The organism is Actinomadura fulvescens, assembly GCF_039533225.1.
Classification (GTDB): domain Bacteria; phylum Actinomycetota; class Actinomycetes; order Streptosporangiales; family Streptosporangiaceae; genus Spirillospora; species Spirillospora fulvescens.
The window spans coordinates 717,221-741,202 of the sequence record NZ_BAAATD010000002.1; the positions used below are offsets into that span (position 1 = coordinate 717,221).

The 23,982-nt window shown below is 68.7% G+C and carries 21 protein-coding genes; 11 read left to right on the plus strand and 10 right to left on the minus strand.

Annotated features, from left to right (window positions below; all coding sequences use genetic code 11):
• Window positions 1-39 precede the first annotated feature (39 nt).
• Both ABD333_RS10130 and ABD333_RS10135 read right to left on the minus strand, forming a co-directional pair.
• A complete protein-coding gene (locus ABD333_RS10130; protein WP_344539933.1) occupies window positions 40-1,062 on the minus strand; it encodes a sigma-70 family RNA polymerase sigma factor in 1,023 nt (340 codons plus the stop codon).
• Window positions 1,062-1,529, minus strand: coding sequence for a hypothetical protein (locus ABD333_RS10135; RefSeq protein WP_344539934.1), 468 nt, complete (start codon window positions 1,527-1,529; stop codon window positions 1,062-1,064). The genes ABD333_RS10130 and ABD333_RS10135 overlap by 1 nt, the downstream gene beginning before the upstream one ends.
• Before the next feature lie 312 nt (window positions 1,530-1,841).
• Between ABD333_RS10135 and ABD333_RS10140 the strand changes: the two genes are divergently transcribed.
• From ABD333_RS10140 to ABD333_RS10155, 3 genes are all read left to right on the plus strand, one after another.
• A complete protein-coding gene (locus tag ABD333_RS10140) occupies window positions 1,842-2,408 on the plus strand; it encodes a DUF2165 family protein (protein WP_344539936.1) in 567 nt (188 codons plus the stop codon).
• A 214-nt stretch (window positions 2,409-2,622) separates the two neighbouring features.
• The gene (locus ABD333_RS47475; RefSeq protein WP_425546904.1) at window positions 2,623-3,039 is read left to right on the plus strand and encodes a chaplin; all 417 of its coding nucleotides are present in this window, start codon (window positions 2,623-2,625) and stop codon (window positions 3,037-3,039) included.
• Between the two features lie 256 nt (window positions 3,040-3,295).
• Window positions 3,296-4,831: an FAD-binding oxidoreductase gene (locus ABD333_RS10155; protein ID WP_344539938.1), complete on the plus strand. Its 1,536-nt coding sequence runs from the start codon at window positions 3,296-3,298 to the stop codon at window positions 4,829-4,831.
• 14 nt (window positions 4,832-4,845) lie between these two features.
• On the opposite strand, the gene ABD333_RS10160 is transcribed toward ABD333_RS10155, so the two are convergent.
• A complete protein-coding gene (locus tag ABD333_RS10160; protein WP_344539940.1) occupies window positions 4,846-5,631 on the minus strand; it encodes a helix-turn-helix domain-containing protein in 786 nt (261 codons plus the stop codon).
• Window positions 5,632-5,776: 145 nt separating this feature from the next.
• Between ABD333_RS10160 and ABD333_RS10165 the strand changes: the two genes are divergently transcribed.
• Window positions 5,777-7,291 carry a PQQ-binding-like beta-propeller repeat protein gene (locus tag ABD333_RS10165; protein WP_344539942.1) on the plus strand — a complete coding sequence of 505 codons (1,515 nt, stop codon included), beginning with the start codon at window positions 5,777-5,779 and terminating at the stop codon, window positions 7,289-7,291.
• A 133-nt stretch (window positions 7,292-7,424) separates the two neighbouring features.
• Window positions 7,425-9,215: a serine/threonine-protein kinase gene (locus tag ABD333_RS10170; RefSeq protein ID WP_344539944.1), complete on the plus strand. Its 1,791-nt coding sequence runs from the start codon at window positions 7,425-7,427 to the stop codon at window positions 9,213-9,215.
• Between the two features lie 17 nt (window positions 9,216-9,232).
• On the opposite strand, the gene ABD333_RS10175 is transcribed toward ABD333_RS10170, so the two are convergent.
• On the minus strand, window positions 9,233-10,426 hold the full coding sequence (locus ABD333_RS10175) for a WXG100 family type VII secretion target (RefSeq protein WP_344539946.1): 1,194 nt from the start codon (window positions 10,424-10,426) through the stop codon (window positions 9,233-9,235).
• 1 nt (window position 10,427) lies between these two features.
• Window positions 10,428-10,841, minus strand: coding sequence for a globin family protein (locus tag ABD333_RS10180; RefSeq protein ID WP_344539948.1), 414 nt, complete (start codon window positions 10,839-10,841; stop codon window positions 10,428-10,430).
• A 221-nt stretch (window positions 10,842-11,062) separates the two neighbouring features.
• Between ABD333_RS10180 and ABD333_RS10185 the strand changes: the two genes are divergently transcribed.
• On the plus strand, window positions 11,063-12,601 hold the full coding sequence (locus ABD333_RS10185) for a serine/threonine protein kinase (RefSeq protein ID WP_344539950.1): 1,539 nt from the start codon (window positions 11,063-11,065) through the stop codon (window positions 12,599-12,601).
• A 29-nt stretch (window positions 12,602-12,630) separates the two neighbouring features.
• Here the strand turns inward: ABD333_RS10185 and ABD333_RS10190 are convergent, their stop codons facing one another.
• Together ABD333_RS10190 and ABD333_RS10195 are read right to left on the minus strand one after the other, a co-directional pair.
• The gene (locus ABD333_RS10190) at window positions 12,631-13,422 is read right to left on the minus strand and encodes an FHA domain-containing protein (RefSeq protein ID WP_344539953.1); all 792 of its coding nucleotides are present in this window, start codon (window positions 13,420-13,422) and stop codon (window positions 12,631-12,633) included.
• Window positions 13,423-13,426: 4 nt separating this feature from the next.
• Complete coding sequence (locus ABD333_RS10195) at window positions 13,427-14,704, minus strand: serine/threonine-protein kinase (protein ID WP_344539954.1); 1,278 nt, start codon at window positions 14,702-14,704, stop codon at window positions 13,427-13,429.
• Here ABD333_RS10195 and ABD333_RS10200 point away from each other — a divergent pair.
• On the plus strand, window positions 14,649-15,176 hold the full coding sequence (locus tag ABD333_RS10200) for an HAD domain-containing protein (RefSeq protein ID WP_344539955.1): 528 nt from the start codon (window positions 14,649-14,651) through the stop codon (window positions 15,174-15,176). The genes ABD333_RS10195 and ABD333_RS10200 overlap by 56 nt on opposite strands.
• 13 nt (window positions 15,177-15,189) lie before the next feature.
• Here the strand turns inward: ABD333_RS10200 and ABD333_RS10205 are convergent, their stop codons facing one another.
• Window positions 15,190-16,395, minus strand: coding sequence for an alpha/beta hydrolase family protein (locus ABD333_RS10205; protein WP_344539957.1), 1,206 nt, complete (start codon window positions 16,393-16,395; stop codon window positions 15,190-15,192).
• A 221-nt stretch (window positions 16,396-16,616) separates the two neighbouring features.
• Here ABD333_RS10205 and ABD333_RS10210 point away from each other — a divergent pair, with 221 nt between their 5' ends.
• The 4 genes from ABD333_RS10210 (at window position 16,617) to speB (ending at window position 21,333) form a co-directional block, all read left to right on the plus strand.
• Window positions 16,617-18,104, plus strand: a complete 1,488-nt coding sequence (locus tag ABD333_RS10210; RefSeq protein ID WP_344539959.1) for a P-loop ATPase, Sll1717 family — start codon at window positions 16,617-16,619, stop codon at window positions 18,102-18,104.
• 396 nt (window positions 18,105-18,500) lie between these two features.
• Window positions 18,501-19,433, plus strand: a complete 933-nt coding sequence (locus ABD333_RS10215) for a trypsin-like serine peptidase (RefSeq protein ID WP_344539960.1) — start codon at window positions 18,501-18,503, stop codon at window positions 19,431-19,433.
• A gap of 19 nt (window positions 19,434-19,452) precedes the next feature.
• Entirely contained in the window at window positions 19,453-19,725 is a 273-nt protein-coding gene (locus tag ABD333_RS10220) for a carboxypeptidase-like regulatory domain-containing protein (protein WP_344539962.1), read from the plus strand.
• Window positions 19,726-20,217: 492 nt separating this feature from the next.
• Window positions 20,218-21,333: an agmatinase gene (speB, locus tag ABD333_RS10225; protein ID WP_344539964.1), complete on the plus strand. Its 1,116-nt coding sequence runs from the start codon at window positions 20,218-20,220 to the stop codon at window positions 21,331-21,333.
• A gap of 44 nt (window positions 21,334-21,377) precedes the next feature.
• On the opposite strand, the gene ABD333_RS10230 is transcribed toward speB, so the two are convergent.
• Window positions 21,378-22,499 (minus strand): fatty acid desaturase family protein, encoded by a 1,122-nt coding sequence (locus ABD333_RS10230; protein WP_344539966.1) that lies wholly within the window; start codon window positions 22,497-22,499, stop codon window positions 21,378-21,380.
• Window positions 22,500-22,644: 145 nt separating this feature from the next.
• Window positions 22,645-23,922, minus strand: coding sequence for a lipase family protein (locus tag ABD333_RS10235; protein ID WP_344539967.1), 1,278 nt, complete (start codon window positions 23,920-23,922; stop codon window positions 22,645-22,647).
• Window positions 23,923-23,982 lie beyond the last annotated feature (60 nt).

The following is a 23,982-nucleotide window of genomic DNA, read 5'->3' on the forward strand; positions in this document are numbered from 1 at the left end:
GACTACAACCCGCGCGGTCCCCGGAAATCATCGCCTCGTTCAGGTCAGTTCGGCGGGCAGCCCGAACGCCGGGAAGTCGACCTCCAGGAACGAGACCACCTCGGCGACGTGCCCGCCGCGCAGAACCAGCAGATCCAGGCCTGCCGGGGCGTACACGGCCCTGTCGTCGTCCCACATGTACGTGCCGAAGGCGAGGTGTCCGCTGGCGCGCGTCGGCAGGAAGCGCCAGCGATGTCTCAAAGGCCCCTCGACCAGGAAGCCGCGGATGTCGTCCCGGCCTGCGTACCATTCGGTCAGCGGCGGCATCGAGTACTTCGCGTCCTGCGTCAGCATCGCCACGATGGAATTCACGTCCCCGGCCTCCCACGCGGTGACATAGCGCTGGGCGAGGTCCCGAACCGTCTCGTCGCCCAATGTGGCAACGGTCTGGGTCTGCGTAGCGTCGGGTAGGAGACCGGCCACCGCCTTACGGGCCCGCTGGAGGCTGCTGTTGGCCGCTGTGACCGTACTGTCGAGCAGGTCGGCCGTCTCACGGGCGGAGTAGCCGAGCACGTCGCGCAGGATCAGGACGGCTCGCTGCGAGGGCGACAGGTGCTGCAGCGCGGCGACGAACGCGAGCTCCACGCTCTCTCGCGCCACTGCCCGGTCCTCCGGGGTGAGCCTGGCCGTCCAGTTCATCAGCCGTTCTGGATACGGCTCCAGCCAGGCCGACTCGGTCAGCGGCGCGTTTCCCGGGGACAGGTCGGTGGGCAGCTCCCGCCGGCCACGCCGCTCGGCAAGCGTCAGCGACCTGTTCGTCGCAATCTTGTACAGCCACGGCCGGATCGACCCGCGGTCCTCGAACCGGCCCAGCCCGCGCCAGGCCCGGTCCAGAGTGTCCTGCACCGCGTCGTCCGCGTCATGGACGGAACCCAGCATCCGATAGCAGTGCGCACGCAGTTCCTCCCGCAACGGACCGACGAGCAGGCCGAAAGCCTCCTTGTCACCGGCGCGCGCCGCGGCCAGCAGATCCGCAGGCGGAACCCCTGCCTCCTCATCCGGCCGGTCCGGCTGCGCCCGCATCAGGCACCCTCCGGGGGCCGGCGGGCGGGCGTGGCGGGCGGTGACCGGCCGAGGTCCAGGGGCAGAACGTGATCGGTCGGCGCCTCGGTGCGCGGCCGCAGCGCCTCGTACCGCTGCTCGGCGGCGCCCGCGTCAGGCAGTCCCAGGACGGCGGCGATGGCGGCCCAGTCCAGCCCGGCGTCCCGGACGGCCTCGATCAGCTCCACCTCCAGGCGATCGAGGTCGAGCCGCGCGGCCTGCAGCACCAGCAAGGCGGCGCCCAGGTCCTGGGACGTGATCTGCTCCGGCTCGCCGTCCTGGGCGGCGCGGATCGCCGCGATCGTCTTGCCGACCGCGTCGACGTCGGGCAGCGGATGCTCGTGCGCCTCCCACAGCAGCGCCTCCACTCCCTTTCCGAAACGGCGCGCCAGATGAGCCCGCGCCGCATGCACCGCGTCCGGTGACGGGATAGGAAGAACGGCACCCATGGACGCACGATAAACGCCTCCGGGGGCGGCGGATACGGTGTCGGCCGGAGATAACTGGCGACGTCGGGCGGACGGCCGAGGTGTGTCCGGTTTCACTGCTTTCATCACCTATGATGGGCATCGCAGGTCACACCTCAGGCCACCGGGGCCCGCGACGTCGCAGCCTGCGACGGAGCCAGTGGACCACGCTCGACACGGTTGTCCCGCCGGGGAACCGTACGCAAGGTCGGGCGGCACCAGGCCCCGAGACCGTGTTCTTGCATTCGATCGAGGGGCCATCGCACAGTCCCCCGATCGACAAGGACGAGTCTGATGGCTTCTCCGGCACCCGCCGTCGAGCGCTTCGACACCACGTGGTTCATCCGCGCGAGCAAGGCGCTGCTCACGTTCACAGTCGGCGGTTTCGCCTTCTTCGTCGTGTTCGGCAACGTGACCGACTACTGGACGAACTTCAACTTCGTCTCCCACGTCTTCTCGATGGACGCGCAGAAGCCCGCCCTGCAAGAGGTCAGCAACATCAACTACCGTGCGATCTCCTGGAGCTGGTTTCACCACGTCGGCTACATCGGCGTCATCCTGACCGAGGCGTTGATCATGGTGACCTGCCTGGCGTCGGCCTGGCGGCAGGCCCGCACGCTGCGCGCGTCCGACGCCACGTACCGGAAGGCCAAGCGCTGGGGCCTGGCAGGCTGCACGATCGGCCTGTTCCTGTGGTTCTTCGGCTTCCAGGCCGTGGCCGGTGAATGGTTCGGCATGTGGATGAACGAGACCTGGAACGGAATCCCCGACGCGGTGCGCCTGTGCACCTACATCGGCATCGTGCTGGTCTATCTGTCCATGACGAATGACCGGGCACCACGCGAGGCGGACCGCGCCTGATCCGGTCCGTACGGCGGACAGGCCCTCGTGCGCGTACGAGGGCCTGTCTCACGGTCTCGGCGACACAGAACGGGACAGTTCGCCATAACCTCACTCGTCTCCGCTGGGGCGGTGTACCAGTGGTCGCAAATCCGGTCACCGTGACTCTCGGTAGTGATTTGCTTACGCATGACCATTGCTTGGTCGTCCCCCTTCGAACGGAGAACCAGCAGGCATGCGAACGCTCGTCAAAACCACGCTCATCGTCGGCGCGATCACCCTGGGAATGGGAACCACCCCGGCCAACGCGCAGAGCCAACGCCCCGACGCGGACGGCAAAGCGACGAAGTCGCCCGGGATCGGCTCCGGCAATCTGGTCCAGGCCCCGGTGCACGTTCCGGTCAACGCCACCGGGAACAGCGCCAACGTCATCGGAGCGCTCAACCCCACCTTCGACAACGATCACAGCGGCCGGCGCGCGGCGGCGCATCGCGCTCCCGGCGCTCAAGGCGCGGCGGTGAACTCTCCGGGCATCGCGTCCGGCAACGTCGTCCAGGTGCCGGTGCAGGTACCGGTCAACGCCTGCGGCAACACCATCAACATCGTGGGGCTCCTGAACCCCACCTTCGGGAACACCTGCGTCAACTACTAGCGATGCCCATGGCGCCCTGGGCCTGCCCGGATCGAAACGTCCACCAGGCCCAGGGCATCACACACGCCAATGCGCTGACCTTCCCCGCCGGTTCGGTGCTTCCCGGGTCACGCTCTCTCCTTGGGCTTTCTTTTACCGGGCCACCAGTGGTCAGGGCCAACTGAGGCGCCGTCGGCCCGGCGCGGCGGTGGAGAGTCACAATGGGGCTTCCGCATCCCCGCCAGGCTCAAGAGCACGCTCCCAGGAGGAAGGCGCGATGGCAGTGGAGACGAGCGGTTCGGCCGCTATCAAGATCGGTCCCGAAGATCCCCGCTACGCGCCGCTGTGCCGCGGTTTCAATCCCCGCTGGACCGCCCGGCCCGACTACATCCGGCTGCCCCGCACCGGCAGGGAGGTCAGGTCCGCGCTGCAGGAGGCCGTCGACGAGAACGCCTCCGGGGAACGGTCACGTATCACGGTGCGCTCGGGCGGCCACTGCTACGAGAACTTCGTCTCGTCGGACGACGTACGAGTCATCTTCGATCTCACCCTGATGGACGGCATCTATCACGACGCGGACATGGACGCCGTGTGCATCGAGGCGGGGGCCACGATCGGGCAGCACTACAAGAGCCTGTACCTGCCGACCCGCAAGATCGTGCCGGGTGGTTCGTGTCCCGGCGTCGGCGCCGGCGGCCATATCCCCGGCGGTGGGTTCGGCTTGCTGTCGCGTCAGTACGGCCTCACCGTCGACTACCTGTACGCGGTGGAGGTCGCCGTCGTCGACCGGCACGGCAGGGCCAAGCTGGTCAAGGCCACGGCCGACGACCGCGATCGCGACGTACGCGACCTGTGGTGGGCGCACACCGGAGGCGGCGGGGGCAGCTTCGGGATCGCCACCCGGTTCTGGTTCCGGGATCTGCCGGAGGCGCCGCGGACGGCGTTGTTCACCTCGGGCGGGTGGAACTGGTCCGAGCTCGACGAGAACGGCTTCCGGCGGATCGTGGCCAACTTCGGCGAGTTCTTCGCCGAACACCAGGGCGGACCGGACGACCCGTACGCCGACCTGTTCGCGATCTTGCTCCTCACCCATCCGAGCAAGGAGAAGGTCGGCCTCATCGCGCAGCTCGACTCCGCGGTGCCGGACTCGGCGCGGCTGATGGCCGACTTCCTCGACCAGATGAACGAGGGGGTCCGGCCGGAGATGGCCGCCCTCTCCGAAGCGGTCGGCGAATACCCCGCGCTGGCCGATCTGCAGGGACCCCTCGAACTGCCCTGGCCGGTCGTCGAGCGGATCCTGGGACACGCACCCAACCCGCGCGCAGGCAAGCACAAGTCCGCCTACATGCGCACCCCGCTGCCCGAGTCGCAGGTCGACGCGCTCTGGAACGGGCTCATCGGTGACCGGCACAACGTCCGCGACGCGGTGGTGCAGATCGACTCCTACGGTTCCAAGGTCAACTCGATCGGCACCGACACCGCCGTCGCCCAGCGCGACTCGATCCTCAAACTGCAGCACCAGGTCTACTGGCCGGAGACGGAGCCCGGCGACGACCACCTGAGGTGGATCCGGGAGCTCTACCGGAACATGTACCCCGGCGGCGTCCCGGTCCCGGGCGACGTCACCGACGGGTGTTTCATCAACTACCCCGACGTCGACCTGAGCGACCCCGCCTGGAACACCTCCGGTGTGCCCTGGTCGACGCTGTACTTCGGCGACAAGTACCCGAGGCTGCAGCAGATCAAGAGGCGGTGGGACCCCTTGAACGTCTTCCGCCACCGCCAGTCCGTGGAACTCCCGGACGCCGAATGACCACGAGACGCCGATCAGGGCTTGCGGGGCTTTGCCACATTGCAGCTGTCACAGCTGCTGGGCGGGTCGGGCGGCGGTTGCGTCCGGCCGGTCGGCGGGGTGCTCGGGCGGGGAGTCCGGGGGTTTCGATCGGCGGGAAGCGGGGTCTTTTCGGCGCGCCGTGACCGTGGTGCTGTGGTGGTGTCTGACGGGATGGCGTTGCCGTGGGTCTTCGGCGTGGCGCCGGTCGTCCGCGTCGCGGGCGCGGACGGTCGTGGCTCTGCGCCGGGGCCGGGCGGGTCGCCGATGGAGAAGGCCACATGCCACCCGGTGAGATTCAGCGTGAGCACCAAGACGCCCACCACCGCGAGCGCGGGAATGGTGGAGACCAGCAGGCGGGACGCCAGGCGGCGCGGCAGGCGGTCGTGAGCTGGGGACGGATGTGGCGTTACGTCGGATGGCAACGGCGCGACCGATGGCTCGACATCGCCACGGGAAATCCGCTGCCCGCCGTGGGACTCGGACTCGCCCGTGGCCTGCTGGACGGCGAGTCGCTTGCAGTGGCTGACCCAGTTCGCGACGTCGTCGTCATCGCCGCCGCAGGCGCGCACCAGCACGGCCACCAGTTCGCGGCGCGGCAAAGTGGTGCGGCCGAGTGCGGCGGCCGCCGAGCTGGCCGGCAGCGAGTCCCCGTTGGCCTTGGCCGCGCGTTCCAATTCCCTGAATGAGCGGCCGGCCCCTTCCTTGAGCTGCCGCAACATGGCGACGAATTCAGCCGCCGTGCCCGCCTGGGATGGATCTGGAATGAGCTGGTCGTCCACTGCCGTGACCTCCGGGCCTTATCCGTCGCTGTTGATCGGCGTTGTATGCGATGCCCGCCGGACCGGCGTGGTTCGGTGCGGCCGACAAAGAAATCACTCCAGAGCCGGCTCGACGGCTGCGCGGGCGGCTGCGCGGGCGGCGGTGGTGTTCGGCGATTTCCGCTGGTCATTGCCGCTGCCGCCTGTACGTGAACGTTCGTGGACGCCGATGAACGGGCGGAGATCTTGTGCTGTCGCACGGCGGGCTCGATACTTTCGCCGGGCCACGCGGCGTCAACCCTGCCGCTCGCCTCGTCATTGCCATGAAAGGACGTACGCCGTGGTCGCTTGGAGAGCGATGATGCTGGCTGTGGGGCTGGCGGTGAGTCTGACAGGGTGCGGTGAAAGTGACCGGCCCAAGGCCAAAGAAAGCCGCCCCTCAGGTGGCAGGGGCAGCGTCGGTTCGGGTCTGCCGGCGTACAACGGGCCGGTGCTGCCGGGGCTGGAACCACGGCCGGTGGCACATTTGCAGGGTCTCAGCTATCCGGTGGCAGTCGGGGACGCTTTTGCGAACATCCAAACAAAGCTCGGTAGTGGCGGCCTGGACGAGAGCACAACGGTCGATTTCTACGATGCCGCGACAGGGCACAAGCGGGTCAGCGTAAACGCGCCGTTCAAGGCTGAACCCTCGTGGCAGGTCGGCAACCTCAACGGAGCCGCCGCGGTCTTCCTGCACGGGGTGAAGCAAAGCGCGTCCGACGGCCTCAACCAGCCCACCCGGCGGACGCACCAGATCGGCTTCGACACGTCCGGTCGAAAGCTCGTGGACACCAGCTGGAAGGAAGACGACCTGCGGGACGCCGTAACCGGCTGGTCGGCGACCCACACCAGAGGGCTGATCAGCCGTAACGATCTGACGATCTACGCTCCGGACGGGACGCCGAGACTCCGCTTGCCCGCCGACCCCGGTCATGTCATGTCCCGGCCTCCCGAGGTGCACACGATCATCGACGGTGTCGCGGTGATCAAACGGAGGGCCAGGCGTGACGGGGGCGGCCTCACCGAGTTCTTCGCGGCCTACGACCTTGCCGCCACCGGCCGTCCGGTATGGCGGTCGGACATGATCCGTCCCCGTGGGTCCACCGGCGACCTGCCGAACGTGGCGTTCGTGTCCGGCGACCGGCTGGGCATGGTCTGGCCCGCCGGGCCGCGACAGGTGCTCGTCGCAGTTCACGATCTACGCTCCGGAGCGGTGGTGGCCACCTCCCAGCCGATCGCCAAGAACGTCAGAATCGACCCCGGCTCAGAGATCGTCAAAGCCGTCGGCACCCCTTCCGACGTCGCCGTCCTGCGGCTGGGACCCGCGAGCACCAATCTCGGAAGCGCCGCGATGAGGATCAGTACCGGGCAACTGCTGTGGCAGCAGCCGGCGGCCCAGGAGGGCTTCACCCCCGCCCTGATCATTGGCGGTGCCGTCTACGGTGACACCCACAAGACCGCACCACCACTCGCACCGGGCGGGCGCAAGCCTCCGACCCTGGCTCTCGGTGTCGCCGACGGCAAGATCCTGGCAAGGGAGCTGCCCACCGCCCCGGTCGCCGTCACCGACCATGGGTACGCCCTCGTGCCCGACATCCATAAGCAGGGCGCATTCTGGATATTCCGCGCCGCCAAGGGTTAACTCTGAGCCGACATTCTGGAGAGCACCGCGAGCAGGGTGATTCCCGCTGACAGGAGCAGGGTGATGCTCACTGGCGGTGAGACTGTCCGTCGTGCTCGACATCGATGTCTTTCGACCGAGTGGGGAGTGCGGTGTGACGAGCCGGTGGCGGGTCAGCGGTTTCACCGAGGTCGGTGAGCTGGGTGCTGGTGCGTTCGGGCGGGTGGTGCTGGCGCGGCGGGACGAGACCGGTCATGTCGTCGCGATCAAGTATCTGCACGGCGGTGACGCGGCCGGTCTTGCGCGGCTGCGTGACGAGGCGGTGTCGCTGGGACGGGTGTCCAGTCCGTACGTGGTGCGGTTGTACCGGTTCATCATCGGTCCCGAGGGGCAGGCCGCCCTCGTCATGGAGGCGGTTGACGGTGTGTCGCTGGCCCGCGTTCTGGACGAGCACCACCGGTTGTCCCCTGAGGCCTGCCTGGTGGTGCTGAAGGGTTCGCTGCTGGGACTGCACGCCGCTCACCAGGTCGGCGTGGTACATCGCGACTACAAGCCTGCCAACATCCTCGTCCGGCCCGACGGGCTGAGCAAACTGGCCGACTTCGGCGTCGCCGCGTCCATCGGGCACAGCGGTACCGCGGGCACTCCCCGCTACATGGCCCCCGAGCAGTGGCAGAGCCAACCCATTGGGCCGGCTGCCGATGTGTACGCGGCGACCTGCGTCTTCTTTCAGTGCACCACTGGGCGCACGCCGTTCACCGGTGAATCCACCGCGGCACTGATGCGCGCCCATCTGCACGACAGTCCGCCCGTCGACGGGGTGCCCGAGCCGCTGCGGCCGCTGGTCGTCAGCGGCCTGGCCAAACGGCCCGAGCAGCGCCCGTCCTCGGCCGCGGAGTTCGTCACCGTCCTGGAGGAGGCCGCGCTGGCCGCGTACGGCCCGGACTGGGAACGTCGCGGCGTGCACGCTCTGGCCGGTGCCGCCGCCGCGCTGGCCGCACTGCTGCCCTTGGCGGCGGCCGGGCTCGGCGGCGGGTCGGCCGCCGCCGTGGGGCTGGGTGTGGGAGCACAGTCCTCCGGAGGCGTGCTGGCGGCCATCGGCGGCACGAAGGTCATCGCGGGCGTCGCCGCCGGAGTGGTGGTGGCCACCGGAGGAGGGGTGGGGGCCTACCAGGCGCTCAAACCCGAGCCAGAGCGGCGCCCGGCCGCCGCGCCGCGCACCCGGCCCGTCAACGTCACCGTGGCGCTGGCATCGGCCCCCGTCCGTGACACCACGACCGGCCTGACCGTGCCCAACGCGAGCGTGCCCACGATCAGCGGCCTGGCGGACACCGCACTGCAGGCCCGTATCAACACCGAGCTACGCCGTCCCATGGACGACTTCCTGACCTTCCAGCGTTCCCAATACCAGGGCTTGCCCAGCGCTTCCCGCCGGTTCCAGCGCCAGGAGAACCAAAGCCGCGAAGGCCGGTTCCGCACCCGGATCGGATTGCGGGGTCCCCGCTACGTTTCGGTCGCGTACGAGATGGACCGCCCCTACGCCGCCGGAAGCGGATTCCACCGCAGGCACACCACGACCACGGTCGACCTGACCACCGGCAAGGCGCTGAACGCCGCCGACTTGTTCCCGCCCGCACTGCTCTCAGCGACCGGCCGGACCCGGTTCGACCAGGTGCCCGTCCCGGCCGAGTTGCGTACCTACGAAGCCCACTGCCGTCCGTACAGCAAGGTGCTTTACGTCTCCGCCGACGCCAACCGCCGCGACGTCCAAGCCGTCGTAGGCCGCACGCTCCTGACCCGTGCCGGAGCCGAGTTCGTCTTCGGCGCCGACGACGAAGAAGTCCCCAGCGACTGCCAAGGCTTCGCCTGGACGAAACTGCCGTGGAACCGCCTCACCACCCTCTTCCGCCCCGACGTCATCAAAGCCGCCCAGCGATCGAACTGACGCCCCCGGCCGGCGAGTCAGGTGATGACCGGTGGGGCCGCCTCGTCGTCCTCCGCGCCGGTCCAGACCTCCGGATCCTCGCTTAGCCACGTCGTACGTTCGGCCTCGTGCTCCTCCTTGTTGCCTGCTGGACCTCCAAGGGGAGCACCTCCCATCATCCCGCTCCGGCTCGTTCGGCCACCGCTCGTCGCCGGGCCGCCGCCCTGGCGCCCGCTCGCCGGGCCCGCGCCGGGCCGTGCGGCGCCGGCGCCGGCGCCGGTGCCCCGGCCGCTCCCTGCCGAGGGCACCGCGCCGCCACCGAGGCCACCGGGCGGGGCACCCGCGGCCGCACCCCCGCCGCCTGGACCGCCGCCGACTCCTGGGGCGGGGTTCCCGCGGCCGAACGGGTCGCTGCCGCCCGGCGCACCGCCGCCGGGACCGGGCTGCCCGAGCCCGGCCAGGTCGGCTCCACCGCCGCTGCCGGTGCCGCCCCCGAACGGGGAGGCGCTGGGAGCCGATACAGGAACGCTGCCAGTGCCGACGCCCGGGAAACCACCACTGCCGGCGCCGGGAACCTTGCCGCCCGTGGGTGTCCCGCCGCTGCCGCCGGAGGGGATACCGGACTGTGGGGGAGGGTTCTGGCCGCTGCCGGGGGCGGGGAGGTCGTGAACGACCTCTTTGGGCATCAGCGTGGCGTTGATGTCGACGGCGGCCGAGCCCAGGTAGTTGATGTGCCGGTCAGCCGCTTCCTTCTGTGCCTCCTTGAACGCCTCGTCGCCGAGCGCAGCGCTTCCGAAGACCTTGTGGAAGTGCTCCCGCGTCCATCCGTCGAACTTCACGGTGCCGTTGATGATTCTGTTGTCGTCGGCGGGAGGGTTGGCCTTGTACCAGGTCAGCTTCTCCGAATAGGCCTGCAGTGCCTGGCCGACCTTTTGCGACCCGGCCGACCAGTTGTTGCTCGTTTGGAACAGGCGCTTCAGTTGTCGTTGCGCCGCGATGGAGTCCTCGCCTTTCCAGGCTTGGGCGAGCAGGACGGCATGCCGCCTGATCAGGTCGGCGGTCTGCTCCAGCCTCTGGGCCGCTTGCAGGTAGGCCTCGCCGGTGTCGCGGACCCGCCCCGGATCACAGGCTCGCATAATGTCCTGCATCTGCGGGAAGCCACCGTGCCATTCCTCGGGCCGGCCGCGAGTGTCCTGGATCTTCTTGGGCGGTCCCGCCGGTGTTTCGGTCATCTCAGATCCCCGGCCTGGTGTCGGTGCCGGTCGCGGCGGCATTGGCCGTGGAGGCGTTCGTCCCCTCCATGTCGTCCAGGTTGTCGACCGCCTTGGCGATCGCGTCCGCGACGGCGCGGTAGCTGTCGACGAACCTCTGATACTGGGTCGCGATGTGGGCGTGGGCGTTGCGCGCCGAGCCCGCCAGCACCTGGGCGGCCGGAAAGCCTCCCTGGCTGCCCGGGATGTCTCCCAGCGCGTCGGGAGGCAGGTCACTCCACTGCGACAGGTGCTGCGGGCATCCCGCTCCGCTGCCGTAGCTCTCGATGTCCTTCCGCAGGACGCCCACGATCCTGCGGACCTCCTCCCGGTCGATCTCGAACCCCTTGTCAGCGGGGTCAAGTCCCGGCCAGTACGCATCACCGATGAAACCCACTTTGACTCCTGTCATGAAGTCCGTCGCGCTCGAATTCCGAATCGCGCGAAAACCGATGACCAATGTGGCATCAGCCGGCTGGGACCGGTCCCAGAGGAGGTGTGGAACCGTCCCCGCGGCCGGAACGGACGTCGCCTCGTTCTGCGTTGTGTGAAATCGTGCATGCCGATTGCCGGCCGGCTCGATGTAACGTGCTCGCGGAACAACCGGGAGGTGACTGCGTGGATCCGACGGCCGAGCCGTATCCGATCCCAGGGGAGCCGCCGCTTCGGCTTTCCAGATATCGTCTCGTGCGCCTGATCTCCGAAAGCCCGTTGAGCTCGGTGTATCTCGCCGAGGAGGCCGGACTGGGGCGACGGGTCGTGCTGAAGATCCTGGGGCGGCAGTTCGCGGAAGAGAAGAGTTTCCGTGAGCGGTTCCAGCGCGAGATGGTGGCCGCCGCGCAGATGGACCACCCCAACATCGTGCCCATCTATGCGAGCGGCGAGGTGGACGGACGCCTGTACCTGGTTCTCAGGTACGTCTCCGGAGGCGATCTCGGTGGGCTGCTGGCGGCGGGACCCGGCCGGCTCGATCTGGACCGGACGATCGACGTGGTGATCCAGGTGGCCGCGGCCCTGGACGCCGCGCACGCGGCGGGGCTGGTCCACCGGGACGTCAAGCCCGGCAACATCCTGGTGGACACCCTCTCGGGCCATGTCTATCTCACCGATTTCGGGATCGTGAAGGTCACGTCGGCGGAGACGGTCACCGCGACCGGGAGGTTCCTGGGGACCGCGGCCTACGCGGCCCCCGAACAGATCAAGTCGGAGCCCGTCGACCGCCGGACCGATGTCTACGCCTTGGGATGCGTCGTCTACCAGTGCCTGACAGGGGAGAAGGCCTTCGGCGGGGGAGAGGTGCCGTCCGTTCTGTGGGGACATCTCAACGAGCCGCCGCCCCGGGTGACGCCGCTGCGCCCCGATCTGGATCCCCGCATCGATGCGATCATCGCCAAGGCCATGGCCAAGCGGCCTGAGGACCGCTACGCCACGTGCGGCCGGCTGGCCGCCGCGCTCGCGGAGCTGGGCGCGGTCCGCGACAAGGGTCACGGCGCGCGCCGTGACCTCTTGCGTGCTCCGATCACGGATCAGGGCTCACCGCCGGGCACCTCGCGTCGGCCGGCCCGGTGGGGACCGTCGCTGAAACGCCGTCGGAGGCCGCTACTGATCGGGGCCGGCGTCGTTCTCGTCGCGGCCGTAGCGGCTTATGGCCTTGAGGAGATACCGGACGATGGACGTTCCCCTGCGGCCGGCGCGTCCCGGAGCCCGTCGGCTGTGCGATCCCCGGCCGCGCTCGGGGGTGGGCAGTCCGGTGCGCCGTTACAGCAGGGCCACACGGTCATCGTCCATGACAAACCCGGCAACTCTCCACAGCGTGGGGTATGGAAGCGGGTGACCAAGGCGCCTCCCACCAAGAACCGCCGTACGGCGTGTTCGCAACACGATCCGAGCGGCACGCGGTTGTGCGTCTCCACCGGAGTGCGGGTGCCGACCACGGTGTGGTTCGAGAACGAGACCCCGCTCACCTTCCCGATCCGGGTGGCCGTCCTGGGCACCAAGTTCGACGTTCCGCTGTGGGGACGGCAGGCCATCAGCCGGCCGAGGACGATCGAGGGAGCGCAATGGGACGGCTTCTCCAATGACTGCTTCTGGGGATTGGTCTACTTCCCCGATGGCAAATGGGGCGCCCAGACCCACGCTCGCGTCTGTGTCGTGTGACCGAGCACAGCGTGGCCGGTGAAGGGTGCTCAGTCGCCGGGGTCGCCCAGCAATCGCAGATCCGGCGGGATGAGCGTCGTGGTTTCGAGGAGTTCGCGGATCAGGTGGTCGTTCAGAGCGTTCCCCACCGGCTCGCCGACTTCGTCGCGGGTGAGGCCTTTGACTCCCGCGGCCGAGAGCCTGCCCCGGACGTCGCCGACCACGTTGGCGGCGCGATGCGCGTTCCACTCCTGGGCACCGGCCAGCTCGTTCAGTTCCTGGGCCACCTGCTTCCATGACTGTGGCTGAGGGCAGGACTCCTGCCGCAGGTAACGCTGCGCGAGTGCGGTGAGAACGAGCCGTTCGGTCGTGCTCAGATCCCACGGCTTCGGCGGAAGCGTTCCGTCCTCGGGTCCGGCGGTGAGCTCGCGGGAGGCGGCGCCGACGATCCGGATCTCCAACAGGTGTTCCCGGCGCGGCGAGCTTCGGATGAGCAAGGGGCTGTAGCCCTCGGTGAGCGGCATCTCCTCGCCCGACAGCAGAAGAGTGGATCGGGGCATCCGGATGGGCAGCCGGCCCTCATTACGGATCCACCAGGCGGCGCCGTCGCACAACAGGCGGCCGTGACAGCGGCTGATGTGCGGATCGCCGTACCCGACGCACACGTGGACGTCGGCCTCGTTACGCCCGAAGAGCACCGCGAAGTCTCTGCGCGGAGTGGCCGAGATGCCTCCCGTGGCGGCCAGCACGAAGAGCGTCCCCGCCGGGGCAGGCGGTACCCCTGCGGCGAGGCTGCCCACGGAGGGCGGCAGGAGACTTACCGGCGACGCGTTCGAGATCATGTGTTCACCTCTTCCTTTCAGGCGGTCCGAGCGGACCGGCGCCATCGATCCAGACGAGGGATGACGCCGATCCCTGAGTGAAGCAGAGCAGGCGCCCGGCAGCGGTGTTCGCTGTCGCGTCCGGAGCACCTCGCGTTCCGAGCGAGGCAGGAAGATGGCGCCGCGTCGCGTGCCCGTGCCGGGCGACTCCGTTCAGGGCGGCCACGGCCGTGGCCACTTCCCCGCACGTGGCGAAGCGATCTTCCGGTCGCTTCGCCAGCGCCGTCGCGACGATCGTGTCAATGCGAGGGTCGAGCTCAGGACAGTGATCGGTGACACGCGGCGGAGGGCTCCAGAGCACCGCGGTGAGCCCCTTCCCGCCGTACGGCTTGCTGCCGGTGAGGCATTCGTAGAGAACGGCGCCCAGCGCGTAGACGTCGGCTCGCCGATCGACCGGCCCGCCGATGACCTGTTCTGGTGCCGCGTAGTCTCCGGGAAACCGACCGGGCTCAGCGGATTCGGCCCTCGCGATCCCGAAATCCGCGAGGTAGACGTGGCCCGAATGCGCGTCCACCAGGATGTTGCCGGGCTTGACGCCGCGGTGCACCATGCCTACCCGATGGGCCGCGTCGAGCGCCGCGGCGGCCTGGCCGATGATCCCCGTGGTCTGGTGCAGGTCCAGCCGCCCTGGCCGGGCCGACCGCGACTGCTGGCTCGCTCGCGTCCTCAGCAGCGCGCCGAGATCACCCCCGGGCACGTGGCGGAGCACGAGGTAGAGCCGCCCACCGATCTCTCCGCTCGCGTAGACCGGGACGATGTTGGGATGGTCGAGCCTGGCCGCCATCACCACCTCGCGCTTGAAGCGCTCGGCGGCCGGCCGGCGGCTGAGGAGCTTCAGCACGACGTGGCGGCGGAGATCGATGTCCTCGGCCAGGTAGACCGAACTCATCGTCGTCTCGGATATCTGGCGGACGAGCCGATAGCCCGGAAACTGATAGGACGGCTCCCGGGGAATGGGAAACGGGCCGTCCGTCGCACCCATCACGGCACCTCCCGAAGCGCCAATCGGGGAATCTCCCCTGCGTGTGAGCACCGTGACACGGACCGTCCGGGACCGGTCCCACGTACGTTCGCCTCGCCTCGTTCTTCGCCGCTGCCGTAGGCCTCGCCACGGCCGACAGGTGCCGGCTCCGCCAGACCGCAGGACGACCCGCCAGAGCCGCGCCGTCTGTCGATAATGTGCCGCCGTGACCGAATCCGCACAGCGTCCGCTGCTCTTCCTCGACGTCGACGGACCACTCATCCCCTTCGGCGGCGCGTCACAGCGGTATCCGAACGGCCAGGCGCTCTCATCGCCGCAAGCCGAGGCGAATCCGCTTCTGGCAAGGATCGATCCCGAGCACGGAAGCCGATTGATGAGGCTCCCCTGCGAGCTGGTCTGGGCCACCAGCTGGATGGACGAGGCGAACGAGTGCATCGCACCGCGGATCGGGCTGCCCCAGCTGCCGCTGGTGACCTGGCCGGACGCGCCCGAGACCGAACAGCAGGACGAACGTGACGGCCTGCACTGGAAGACCCGCACCCTTGTCGTCTGGGCAGCCGGACGCCCCTTCGTCTGGCTCGACGACGAGATCACCAACAAAGACCGCGCCTGGGTGTCCGCACATCACCCTGGGCTGGCTCTCCTCCACCGCGTCAACCCAATCCACGGCATAACCGAAGCCGACTACCGCACCCTGGACGAATGGCTGCGCACGGTCGTCGTGACTCGCTGAGGTCGCTTGTCGTTTAGGGGATGAATTCGATCTCGGGGTATCGCGAGGACGGCTTGGAGAAGAGATGGCCGTCGCGGTGGCGTAGGTGGAGGTCGAAGTAGGCGCCCAGGTAGGCCCGTTGGGCGGTGATGGCCCGGGAGGCGTTGATCGTGCCGATGTCGTTGGTCAGGGCGGTGACCACCTGTGGCGGGATCGGGAGTTTGTTGATCAGTTGTCGGGCCAGCGGCGCGAGATCGGTGTAGGTCTGGTGTCCGGAGTCGCGTAGGAGCAGATGGCGGTGCCAGCCGCGCAGGTGTGACCAGAACTGCGCCCAGGAGGGGTCGTTGTCGCGTCCGTGCCCGGTGCTGGCCATCAGCAGGAAGGGACGGTCGAGGCCGGTTTCGGCGACGGGGCCGATGATGCTGCCGTCCAGGTTGGCGCCGGCGAGGATTCGAGGGTCGTGGGCCATGGCCTCGGCGGCCGTGGCACCGCCGAGCGAATGCCCGAACATGCCGACCTTGGACATGTCGAGCGAGCCATGGGGCAACCGGCCGCGTTTCGCCGAGAGTGTGTCCAGCACGAACCGGGTGTCGTCCTGGCGCACCCGGAGCGCCAGCGCGGCGTCGTCATCGGTCGGCCTTGCCGGTAGATGGCCCAGCTCGATCCGGCCTCCGGGGAACTCAACGATCTGCGCTTCGTGCGTGTGGCCGATGGTGACGACCACATAGCCGTGGCTCGCCAGATCCTCGACCAGCGAACTGCCGAGTTCGCGCATCGCCCGATAGCCGGGGGAGAAGAGCACCAGCGGGTGACCCTGTCGGCGCGTTTTGAAGGGGGCGTCGTGGCGGGCGTGCGTCTGGGGGAAGTCGACGTTGTCCAGCGACGTTTGAAGGCTGCGGGCGGTCTGCTGCCTGTACAACGCCAGCGTTGCCGGCGGGAGCCAGGGAGCGACGCGGTGTCCGCCGCCGACCCGGGCCGGGTACCACAGACTGATCATCAGTTCGCGCGGAGTGGCCGGCACCATCCACGGATCTTGGCGGGACCGGTCGATCAGATGCAGTGACGTCGTCCCCACCGGGTACGGGCCGGTCGGCCGCGGCAAGGCCAGCCGGATCCCGCCTCTGGCGGTCGCCGGCGGGCGGCCCGCCGCAGCCGTCCCGGTGGCGGCCAGCAGCAGTGCCGCCGTCCCGGCCGAGGTCAGGACCGATCGACGTGTCGGGTCAGAAGTGAACGCGCTCATGGGACCTCTTCATCGCGGGGATGGTCCACCGATGCTGACGGCACGGGCGATCACCGCGACAGGCCGCGGAGACGATCTCAGGGAACGACCGGGGGCATCCCCGGCTCCGCTCTCAGGGTGACCGCCGGGCCCCGCAGAGGCGTGCGGGCGAACGGTCTTGATCGAGCTCTGGGCCCGGGTGAGACTTCAGGCGACTGGACCTCGGCCTTCGGAGCGTTGATATGAGTGTGACCCTGTCGCCCAAGTTCTTCGACGTTCTCGACTTCGGGACGCCGTCCGCTGAGCGCGACATCAGTCGCGGTCTGGAGGAGTGCTTCGTCGAGTCGGCCGCCTACCAGCGCGTTCGCTCGGGCGCCAAGACCATCGTCATGGGCAACCGCGGCGCCGGGAAGAGCGCCATCTTCAAGATGCTCGCCAAGCGGGAGCGCGCCGCCGGTTCGCACGTCATCGAGCTGTCTCCGGAGGACTACTCGTACGAGCTGCTCAGCTCGACGATGGCGGCCGAGAACGCGGGCTCCTGGGCCAAACAGGGCGCGTACGCCGCCGCCTGGAAGTACCTGATCTACATCCTGATCATGAAGGTACTGGCGAAGAAGGGCATGCGGCTCGCCAAGGGCGGGGGGCGTGAGATCCACAACTACATCCGGGACAACCACGCCACGAGCCAGCTCGGCACCCTGTCGCTTCTGATCTCCTATCTGAAGCGCCTGGAGGGCATCAAGATCGGCCCGGTGGCCGCCGGGCTCAAGGCCCACGAGCTGGACCGGCTCTACAAGCTGGAGGAGATCCACGAACTGCTGCCCGCGTTGCGCAAGGTCCTGGACGGGCAGCGGGTGGTGGTGCTGGTCGACGAGCTCGACCGAGGGTGGGACTCCTCCGAGGACGCCAAGGCGTTCGTGTCGGGGCTCTTCCAGGCCTGTGTGTCGATCAACGAGCAGCACCCCAATCTGAGGGTCTACGTCTCACTGCGGCAGGAGCTCTACGACGACATCCCCGCCCTGTACGAGGACGCGCAGAAGCACCGCGACCTGCTGGAGCGGATCCATTGGTCGGAGGAGTCCCTGCTCGAACTCATCGGCAAGCGCATCCGCTACTCCGCGCGCGAGAAGGGTTTCGACGTCGAGGCGCTGGAACGGGCCGGGGACGCGGCGTGCTGGTCCGCGGTGTTCTCCGGTCCTGGGCAGGGCTCGTTCCGCTACATGATCGACCGGACGCTGTACCGGCCGAGGGAGATCATCCAGTTCTGTTCGGAAGCCCTGGAGCAGGCCCGGGGCCGCGCCGGGCAGCTGCCCGTGCCCCACACCGCGATCGAGCGCGCCGAGTACGGCTATTCGGAGGAACGGGCCAAGGACATCGCAGCCGAGTACCGCTTCCAGTACCCGGGGCTGCTGGGCGTCTTCGAGGTGTTCCGCGGCAGGCCGTGCACGTTCTCCCGGCAGGACCTGGAACTGCTGTGCCTCGAACTCGCCACGGGAGAGATCCCCACGAGCGGCACCGAGTCATGGCTGCCGAACTGCGAGCCCAACGAGCTCATCGGCATCCTCTGGCAGACGGGCCTGCTCTCGGCCCAGCTGAACGCGGATGACGCCTACTTCGGCAAACATCAGGTCCAGCACCTCAACCTGGCCGCGGTCCAGCGTTTCCAGATCCATCCCATGTTCCGCACCCACCTCGGCATAGGCGACAGCGTCGGCGGCGCCCTCGCCTGACCCGCCGTCCCGACCAGGCAGAGGGAACGCGGCTGGAGTCGCTCGGCACGGGGTGTCCTCGTCACGCCTCATCCTGCCCGTGAACCCCCTTCCCCTCATTCGTGCCTTGAGGGCCTTTTTCAATATCCACGATCAGCACCTTCGGCGGCGGTTCGGCGCTTATATAGATCGACTATTCACTGTGCGTCCCGATCCGGACAACCTGCGTTATGGACAGCAGCTAGAAGCGGGTGTAGACCGGAAGGGCCGGACAATACCGGATTCCGACACCCGCCCGCCGCGGGAGTTCCCGGCGGAAAACGCGGAAGCGCCGCACGGCTTTTGGCCGCGTTAGGCGCATGCCCATCCACTGGGTCATTTCCGTTGTTCATCCGTGATCGATGAATGAGGTGCCTCATGCCCCAAGACATGCACACTCCCGTGTCCAACCTTCCCGAAGAGGAGCCGCGCGCAGCGCAGGCCGAGGAGTCACCCGTCGTCCAGGAGCCGTCGGAGGGGTCAGGGGCGCCCGCCGCGGGCCCGTCGACCAGCGATATCGAGCAGGTCGAGGGCTACCGCCGCCCCGAGGACGCGGCCGCCATGGCCTGGGTGATGCCGGCGGTCGAGCCGCCCGAGATCGGCGAGGCGTCCTTCGGACGGCCGCCGCCGCTGGCCGAGATCGTGCACGGTCCGGACGACCGTGTGCAGATCACCAACACGTCGGTGTACCCGTGGCGTGTCCACTGCTACCTGCAGATCACGGCCGCCGACAACAGCCAGTGGCGCGGTACGGGCTGGTTCATCGGCCCGCACACCGTGGTGACCGCCGGCCACGTCGTCCACATCAAGAACAGCGGCGTCCCCGGCCGCGACGGATGGGTCAAGTCCATCAGCGTGATGCCGGGCCGGAACGGGACCAACCTCCCCTACGGGTCCGTCACCTCCACCAGTTTCCGTTCGGTGACCGGCTGGACCGGCTCCGGGGACGAGAACTACGACTACGGGGCGATCATCCTTCCCACCGAGCTCGGCTCCACCACCGGGTGGTTCGGCATCGGGGTCTGGCCCGACAGCGACCTGCTCAAGGCCACCGGCAACATCTCCGGATATCCAGGCGACAAGCCCGGAGCCACAATGTGGTACGACGCTCGCGGTATCGCCTCGGTCAACACCCGCAAGGTCCATTACGACATAGACACGGCGGGCGGCCAGAGCGGAAGCGCGGTCTATCACTTCTACAACGGCGGCCGCTATGGATTCGGCGTGCACGCCTATGGCGGAGCGACGACGAATTCCGGAACGAGAATCATCCAGGCCGTCTACAATAATCTCGTGGCCTGGAAAGCGTAACGGAGGGCGGATCAGGACGTTGCTCATCAAGGGAGTGGTCCGGGACCGCGCCGGGCGTCCGGTGCCGGAGGCGCGTGTCTTCTTCACCGCCGGTCCAGGCTCGTTCCCCGACATGGCGGCGGTCACCGACGAGCATGGGGCGTTCATACTCACCGCGCCGTCCTCTGGCGACTACACGGTCCAGAGCCAGACCGATGACGGCAGAGCGGCCCACGCGACCGTGAACGTGCACGCCGACGACGACGCCCAGGTCGAAATGCGCCTGTCCGCCGAGGGGCCGAGCCAAGACTGAGCTCGGCCCCTCGGACTGCCAGGGAGCGAAGCCACCGGCGGAGCCGAACGCGGCATCGCCCAGGTCGATGAAGGCAGGGCTGCGGCGTGGCCGTCCGTTCGCCTCCAACCGGTGCATCCGCGCGGCCAGTTCCTTGGCGCTCAGGTCACCTGCGGAGAGCAGGGCGCGAGCGTCGCGGCGCAGTATCCGCGCCGCCGAATGCAGCACGCGCCGCTGTGCCTCCAGCCGCATCAGCCGAGCGTGCGAGGCACGGCTGATGGCCGCCAGTCTGCGGGCGCGTTCCGTGTCGCGAGATGGGAGGAGCCACAGCGCCACCAGCACTCCGGCCACGGTAGAGAGCAGACCATACTGGCCGCAGAGCGCCGCGACGCTCCAGGCCAGCCCCGCCGCCCAGGCGAGCCGGTCGGTGACGGCCGACCCGCTGCCGCCCAATCCCTTCTGCCCGATTAGTCCTGATTACTGCGGGTAGTGACGTTCGTACGGGAGGCTGAGATGGGTACTGGACCACCGAACGGCCGGCATGACCGGGTCGATCCGTCAGGGTTCCCGCACCGCGAGCCCGGGCCGATCAACGTGCAGCGTTACCAGCATGTCCCCGCCTACGCCGGCATCGCGACCTTCCTGGGCCTGCCCCTGTGTCTCACCCCGGAGGACCTGAGGGCCGGCGGCGTCGAGGTCGCCGTGGTGGGGGCGCCGGTCGACATGGGGTCCGGGCACCGCGGCGCGGCGTTCGGGCCGCGGGCGATCCGCTCCAGCGACTGGATCATGGCGCACACGCCGTCGGCCCTGATGGAGTCCGACACCAGGATCAACCCGTTCAACGAGCTGACGGTCGTGGACTACGGTGACGCGGCGGTCGATTCGATGAGCGTGGACAACTCCATGGAGCCCATCCGCAGCGTGGTGCGGGAGATCGTCGAGGCCGGGGCCGTGCCCGTGGTGCTGGGCGGGGACCACTCCATCCTGTGGCCGGACGCCGCGGCGCTGGCCGACGTCTACGGCGCCGGCAACGTGGGCGTGGTGCACTTCGACGCGCACGCCGACTGCGCCGAGACCTTCGAGGGCCACCTGGCCTCCCACGCCACGCCGATCCGGCGGCTGATCGAGGGCGAGCACGTCCCGGGCCGCAACTTCGTCCAGGTGGGGCTGCGTTCGGTCCTCATGCCCGATGACGAGCTGCTGGCGTGGATGCGCCGGCAGGGGATGCGGTCGCACTTCATGGCCGAGATCGATCGGATCGGGTTCGCCGCGGTGCTGGACAAGGCCATCGCGCAAGCCCTGGACGGACCCGAGTACCTGTATCTGTCCATCGACATCGACGTCCTGGACCCGGCTTACGCTCCCGGCACCGGTACCCCCGAACCGCCCGGCCTGACCACGCGCGAGCTGCTGCCCGCGCTGCGCCGCATCTGCCATGAGACGCCCGTGGTCGGCATCGAGGTGGTCGAGGTGGCTCCCCATCTCGACCCCGGCAACACCACCGCGATGAACGCCCGCAAGGCGATCTTCGAATGCCTCGCCGGTCTGGCCCTGCGCAAGAAGGGCATCCCGGGCCCGTCCTACCTCGACCCGATCGCCGCCGGCCTGGACGAACCACCCGAAACCTGAGCCGCCGAAGCCGTTGGCACCCGTGATGAAGACGTGCATCGCTCTCAGCGGCCCCCGGGGAAGGCGAGGCGGATCACCTTTCCCCAGTGCCGGGCGACTTGGCGGGGGAGGGAGGCGGAGTGGTACGGCAGGCCGTAGCGGTCGCAGACCTCACGGATGCGCGGGGCGATGCGGGCCAGCCGGATGCTGGGCATGTCCGGGTACAGATGGTGTTCGATCTGGTGGGACAGATTGCCGGTGAGCAGGTGCAGGAGCTTGCCGCCGGTGATGTCGGCCGAGCCGAGCAATTGGCGCACGTACCATTCGCCGCGCGTTTCGTCGTTGAGGATTTCTTCGTCGAAGACTTCCACGTCGCCGGGGAAGTGGCCGCAGAAGATGATGGTGTGGACCCAGATGTTGCGCAGGGTGTTGGCGGCCAGGTTGGCGGTCAGCACGTGCCGGGCGTTGCGGCCGGCCAGCAGCGGGAACGCCACGTAGTCCTTGAATGCCTGCCGGGCGAGCTTGCGGCCGATGTCAGCCAGTCCCGCCTTGAGCTCCGCCTCGGTCTTTTCGCCCGAGTCGATTTGGGCGCCCAGATCGTAGACCGCGTTTCCGAGTTCGAAGGTGGCGGCGAACAGCAGGTTGTAGAGCGGCTGGGCCAGATAGACCGGATGCCAGTCCTGGGCGGGGTTGACGCGCAGGATGGTGTAGCCGATGTCACGGTCTTTGCCCAGGACGTTGGTGTAGGTGTGGTGGAGGACGTTGTGGGCGTGTTTCCACTGGTCGGAAGGGCAGGCGTTATCCCATTCCCAGGTGGTCGAGTGGATCTTCGGGTCGTGCATCCAGTCCCATTGGCCGTGCATGACGTTGTGGCCGATTTCCATGTTCTCCAGCGCCTTGGCCACCGTCAGGCATGCCGTTCCGGTCCACCAGGCCCACCGCCGCGACGCTCCGAACAGCACCAGCCGGCCTGTCACCTCCAGACCGCGCTGTAGCGCGATCACCCGCCGGATATAGCGGGCGTCCGCCTCTCCCAGGTCGGTCATCACCTCCTGCCGGAGCGCGTCCAGTTCGTTCCCGAGCTTTTCGAGTTCTGCTTCGGACAGATGCGCGCCGCTCGTTCCGGCGCGCGCGGGCGCGGTCGACCGGGGCGTGGCGGCTTGGGAGGTCAGGGGCACGGAGATCACTCCAGCTCGGTGTGGACCGGCCCCGGACACGGAGGTGCCGTGCGTCCGGGGCCCGGAGTCGTGTCATGGTCGAGGAGGCTCGGTGGCGTGCTGGAGGGGCTCCGGGCGGAGAGGCCGCGCCCGGAGCCCCCGGACCGAGCGCGGGTCAGCAGTTGCCCGTGAACGGTTTGCCGGCGAAGCGGTCCCGGAAGAAGTTCAGGACGTCACCGGCGGCGCCGAACATCGTGGTGGCGTGTTCGGTGGGGTAGGAGTACTTGTACTGCGACTTCACGCCGGACTGGCAGTAGTCCTTGTGGAGCCGGCCCATCGGCTCGTGCGGGAGGATCTCCTCCAGCCAGCCGCGGTAGAGGAAGACCGGGAAACCGATCTTGTACTGGGCGGAGGAGTCCGGGCCGCCGACCTTCGGGCCGCCGAGGTTGACGCTGTCGGCTATCTCGCCCCAGGTGCGCCCGTCCGGACCCTTGATCGCGTACAGCTGCTCCAGGGTCAGCTTCTGGGTGCTGAAGTTCTCCACCTTGGCGCCCAGGAACACCAGGAGCGTCATGATCAGGCAGTGGCTCTTGACGTCCTTCTCGGCCTTGCGGCCGGCGTCGTTCATGAGCTCGTCGAAGGGCATCTCGGGGTACTGGTACTTCAGTCCGATCAGGGTGTCGGCCAGGAACCCGGCGAAGAGGCTGCCGTTGAGCTGCTTGGCGGCGGCCTTGAGGTCGGCCGGGATGCCGCCCGCGGCGACGCCGACGACGTTGAGGTCGGGGGCGTAGGACGCGGCGAGCTGGGCCGCCCAGCCGGCGGTGTTGCCGCCCTCGGAGTAGCCGGAGACGCCGACCTTGCTGTCGGCGGTCAGGGTGCCGCCGGGGATCTTCTTGGCGGCGCGGGCGAGGTCGAGCGTGGCCGGGCCGTTGGACAGGCCGTTGACGTAGGGGTGGACCTGGCCGTCGAGGTAGCCGACGCCGTCGGCCGCCGCCAGCGCCCAGCCCTCGTTGAGGTAACCGGACAGGTTCGGCGCCTCGAACTGGTCCTGGAAGCCGACGGTCATCTGCTTGGACAGCGAGCAGGCCGAGCCCGACCCGTGGGTGAACGGCGCGTACGCCAGGGTCGGCCGCGAGCCGCCCTTGGTCCAGGCGCCGGTCGGGATCGCGACCGTGCCGGACGTGGCGACGTTGGCGCCCTTGGCGTCCGTCGTGACGTACTGGACCTTCCACGCCTTGTACGGCTTGAGGTTCGGCACGTACCGCAAGGTCGTCGGACGGCAGGCCAGGATGTCGCCGGGATTGCCCGACACCGACGCCGGCGGCCGGTAGATGTCCGCCTCGCCGGCGTCGCAGCCCGCCGGATCGGCGGCCGCCGCACCTGCCCAGGGGACCGGGGCGGTCAGTGTCGCCGCACCTAGACTCAGGGCGGCGAGCACGCTCTTGATCTTCACGAGCTCCTCCTCGGCCACAGTGGAGACGGGAACGTTTCCGACATGCGGAACGTCAATGTC

Coding starts and splice junctions, on each gene's coding strand:
- ABD333_RS10130 (WP_344539933.1), bottom strand. CDS start 1,062: ATGCGGGCGCAGCCGGACCGGCCGGATGAGGAGGCAGGGGTTCCGCCT.
- ABD333_RS10135 (WP_344539934.1), bottom strand. CDS start 1,529: ATGGGTGCCGTTCTTCCTATCCCGTCACCGGACGCGGTGCATGCGGCG.
- ABD333_RS10140 (WP_344539936.1), top strand. CDS start 1,842: ATGGCTTCTCCGGCACCCGCCGTCGAGCGCTTCGACACCACGTGGTTC.
- ABD333_RS47475 (WP_425546904.1), top strand. CDS start 2,623: ATGCGAACGCTCGTCAAAACCACGCTCATCGTCGGCGCGATCACCCTG.
- ABD333_RS10155 (WP_344539938.1), top strand. CDS start 3,296: ATGGCAGTGGAGACGAGCGGTTCGGCCGCTATCAAGATCGGTCCCGAA.
- ABD333_RS10175 (WP_344539946.1), bottom strand. CDS start 10,426: ATGACCGAAACACCGGCGGGACCGCCCAAGAAGATCCAGGACACTCGC.
- ABD333_RS10190 (WP_344539953.1), bottom strand. CDS start 13,422: ATGATCTCGAACGCGTCGCCGGTAAGTCTCCTGCCGCCCTCCGTGGGC.
- ABD333_RS10195 (WP_344539954.1), bottom strand. CDS start 14,704: ATGAGTGGTCCGTCGACGTCGAGGAAGAGCAGCGGACGCTGTGCGGAT.
- ABD333_RS10205 (WP_344539957.1), bottom strand. CDS start 16,395: ATGAGCGCGTTCACTTCTGACCCGACACGTCGATCGGTCCTGACCTCG.
- ABD333_RS10210 (WP_344539959.1), top strand. CDS start 16,617: ATGAGTGTGACCCTGTCGCCCAAGTTCTTCGACGTTCTCGACTTCGGG.
- ABD333_RS10215 (WP_344539960.1), top strand. CDS start 18,501: ATGCCCCAAGACATGCACACTCCCGTGTCCAACCTTCCCGAAGAGGAG.
- speB (WP_344539964.1), top strand. CDS start 20,218: ATGGGTACTGGACCACCGAACGGCCGGCATGACCGGGTCGATCCGTCA.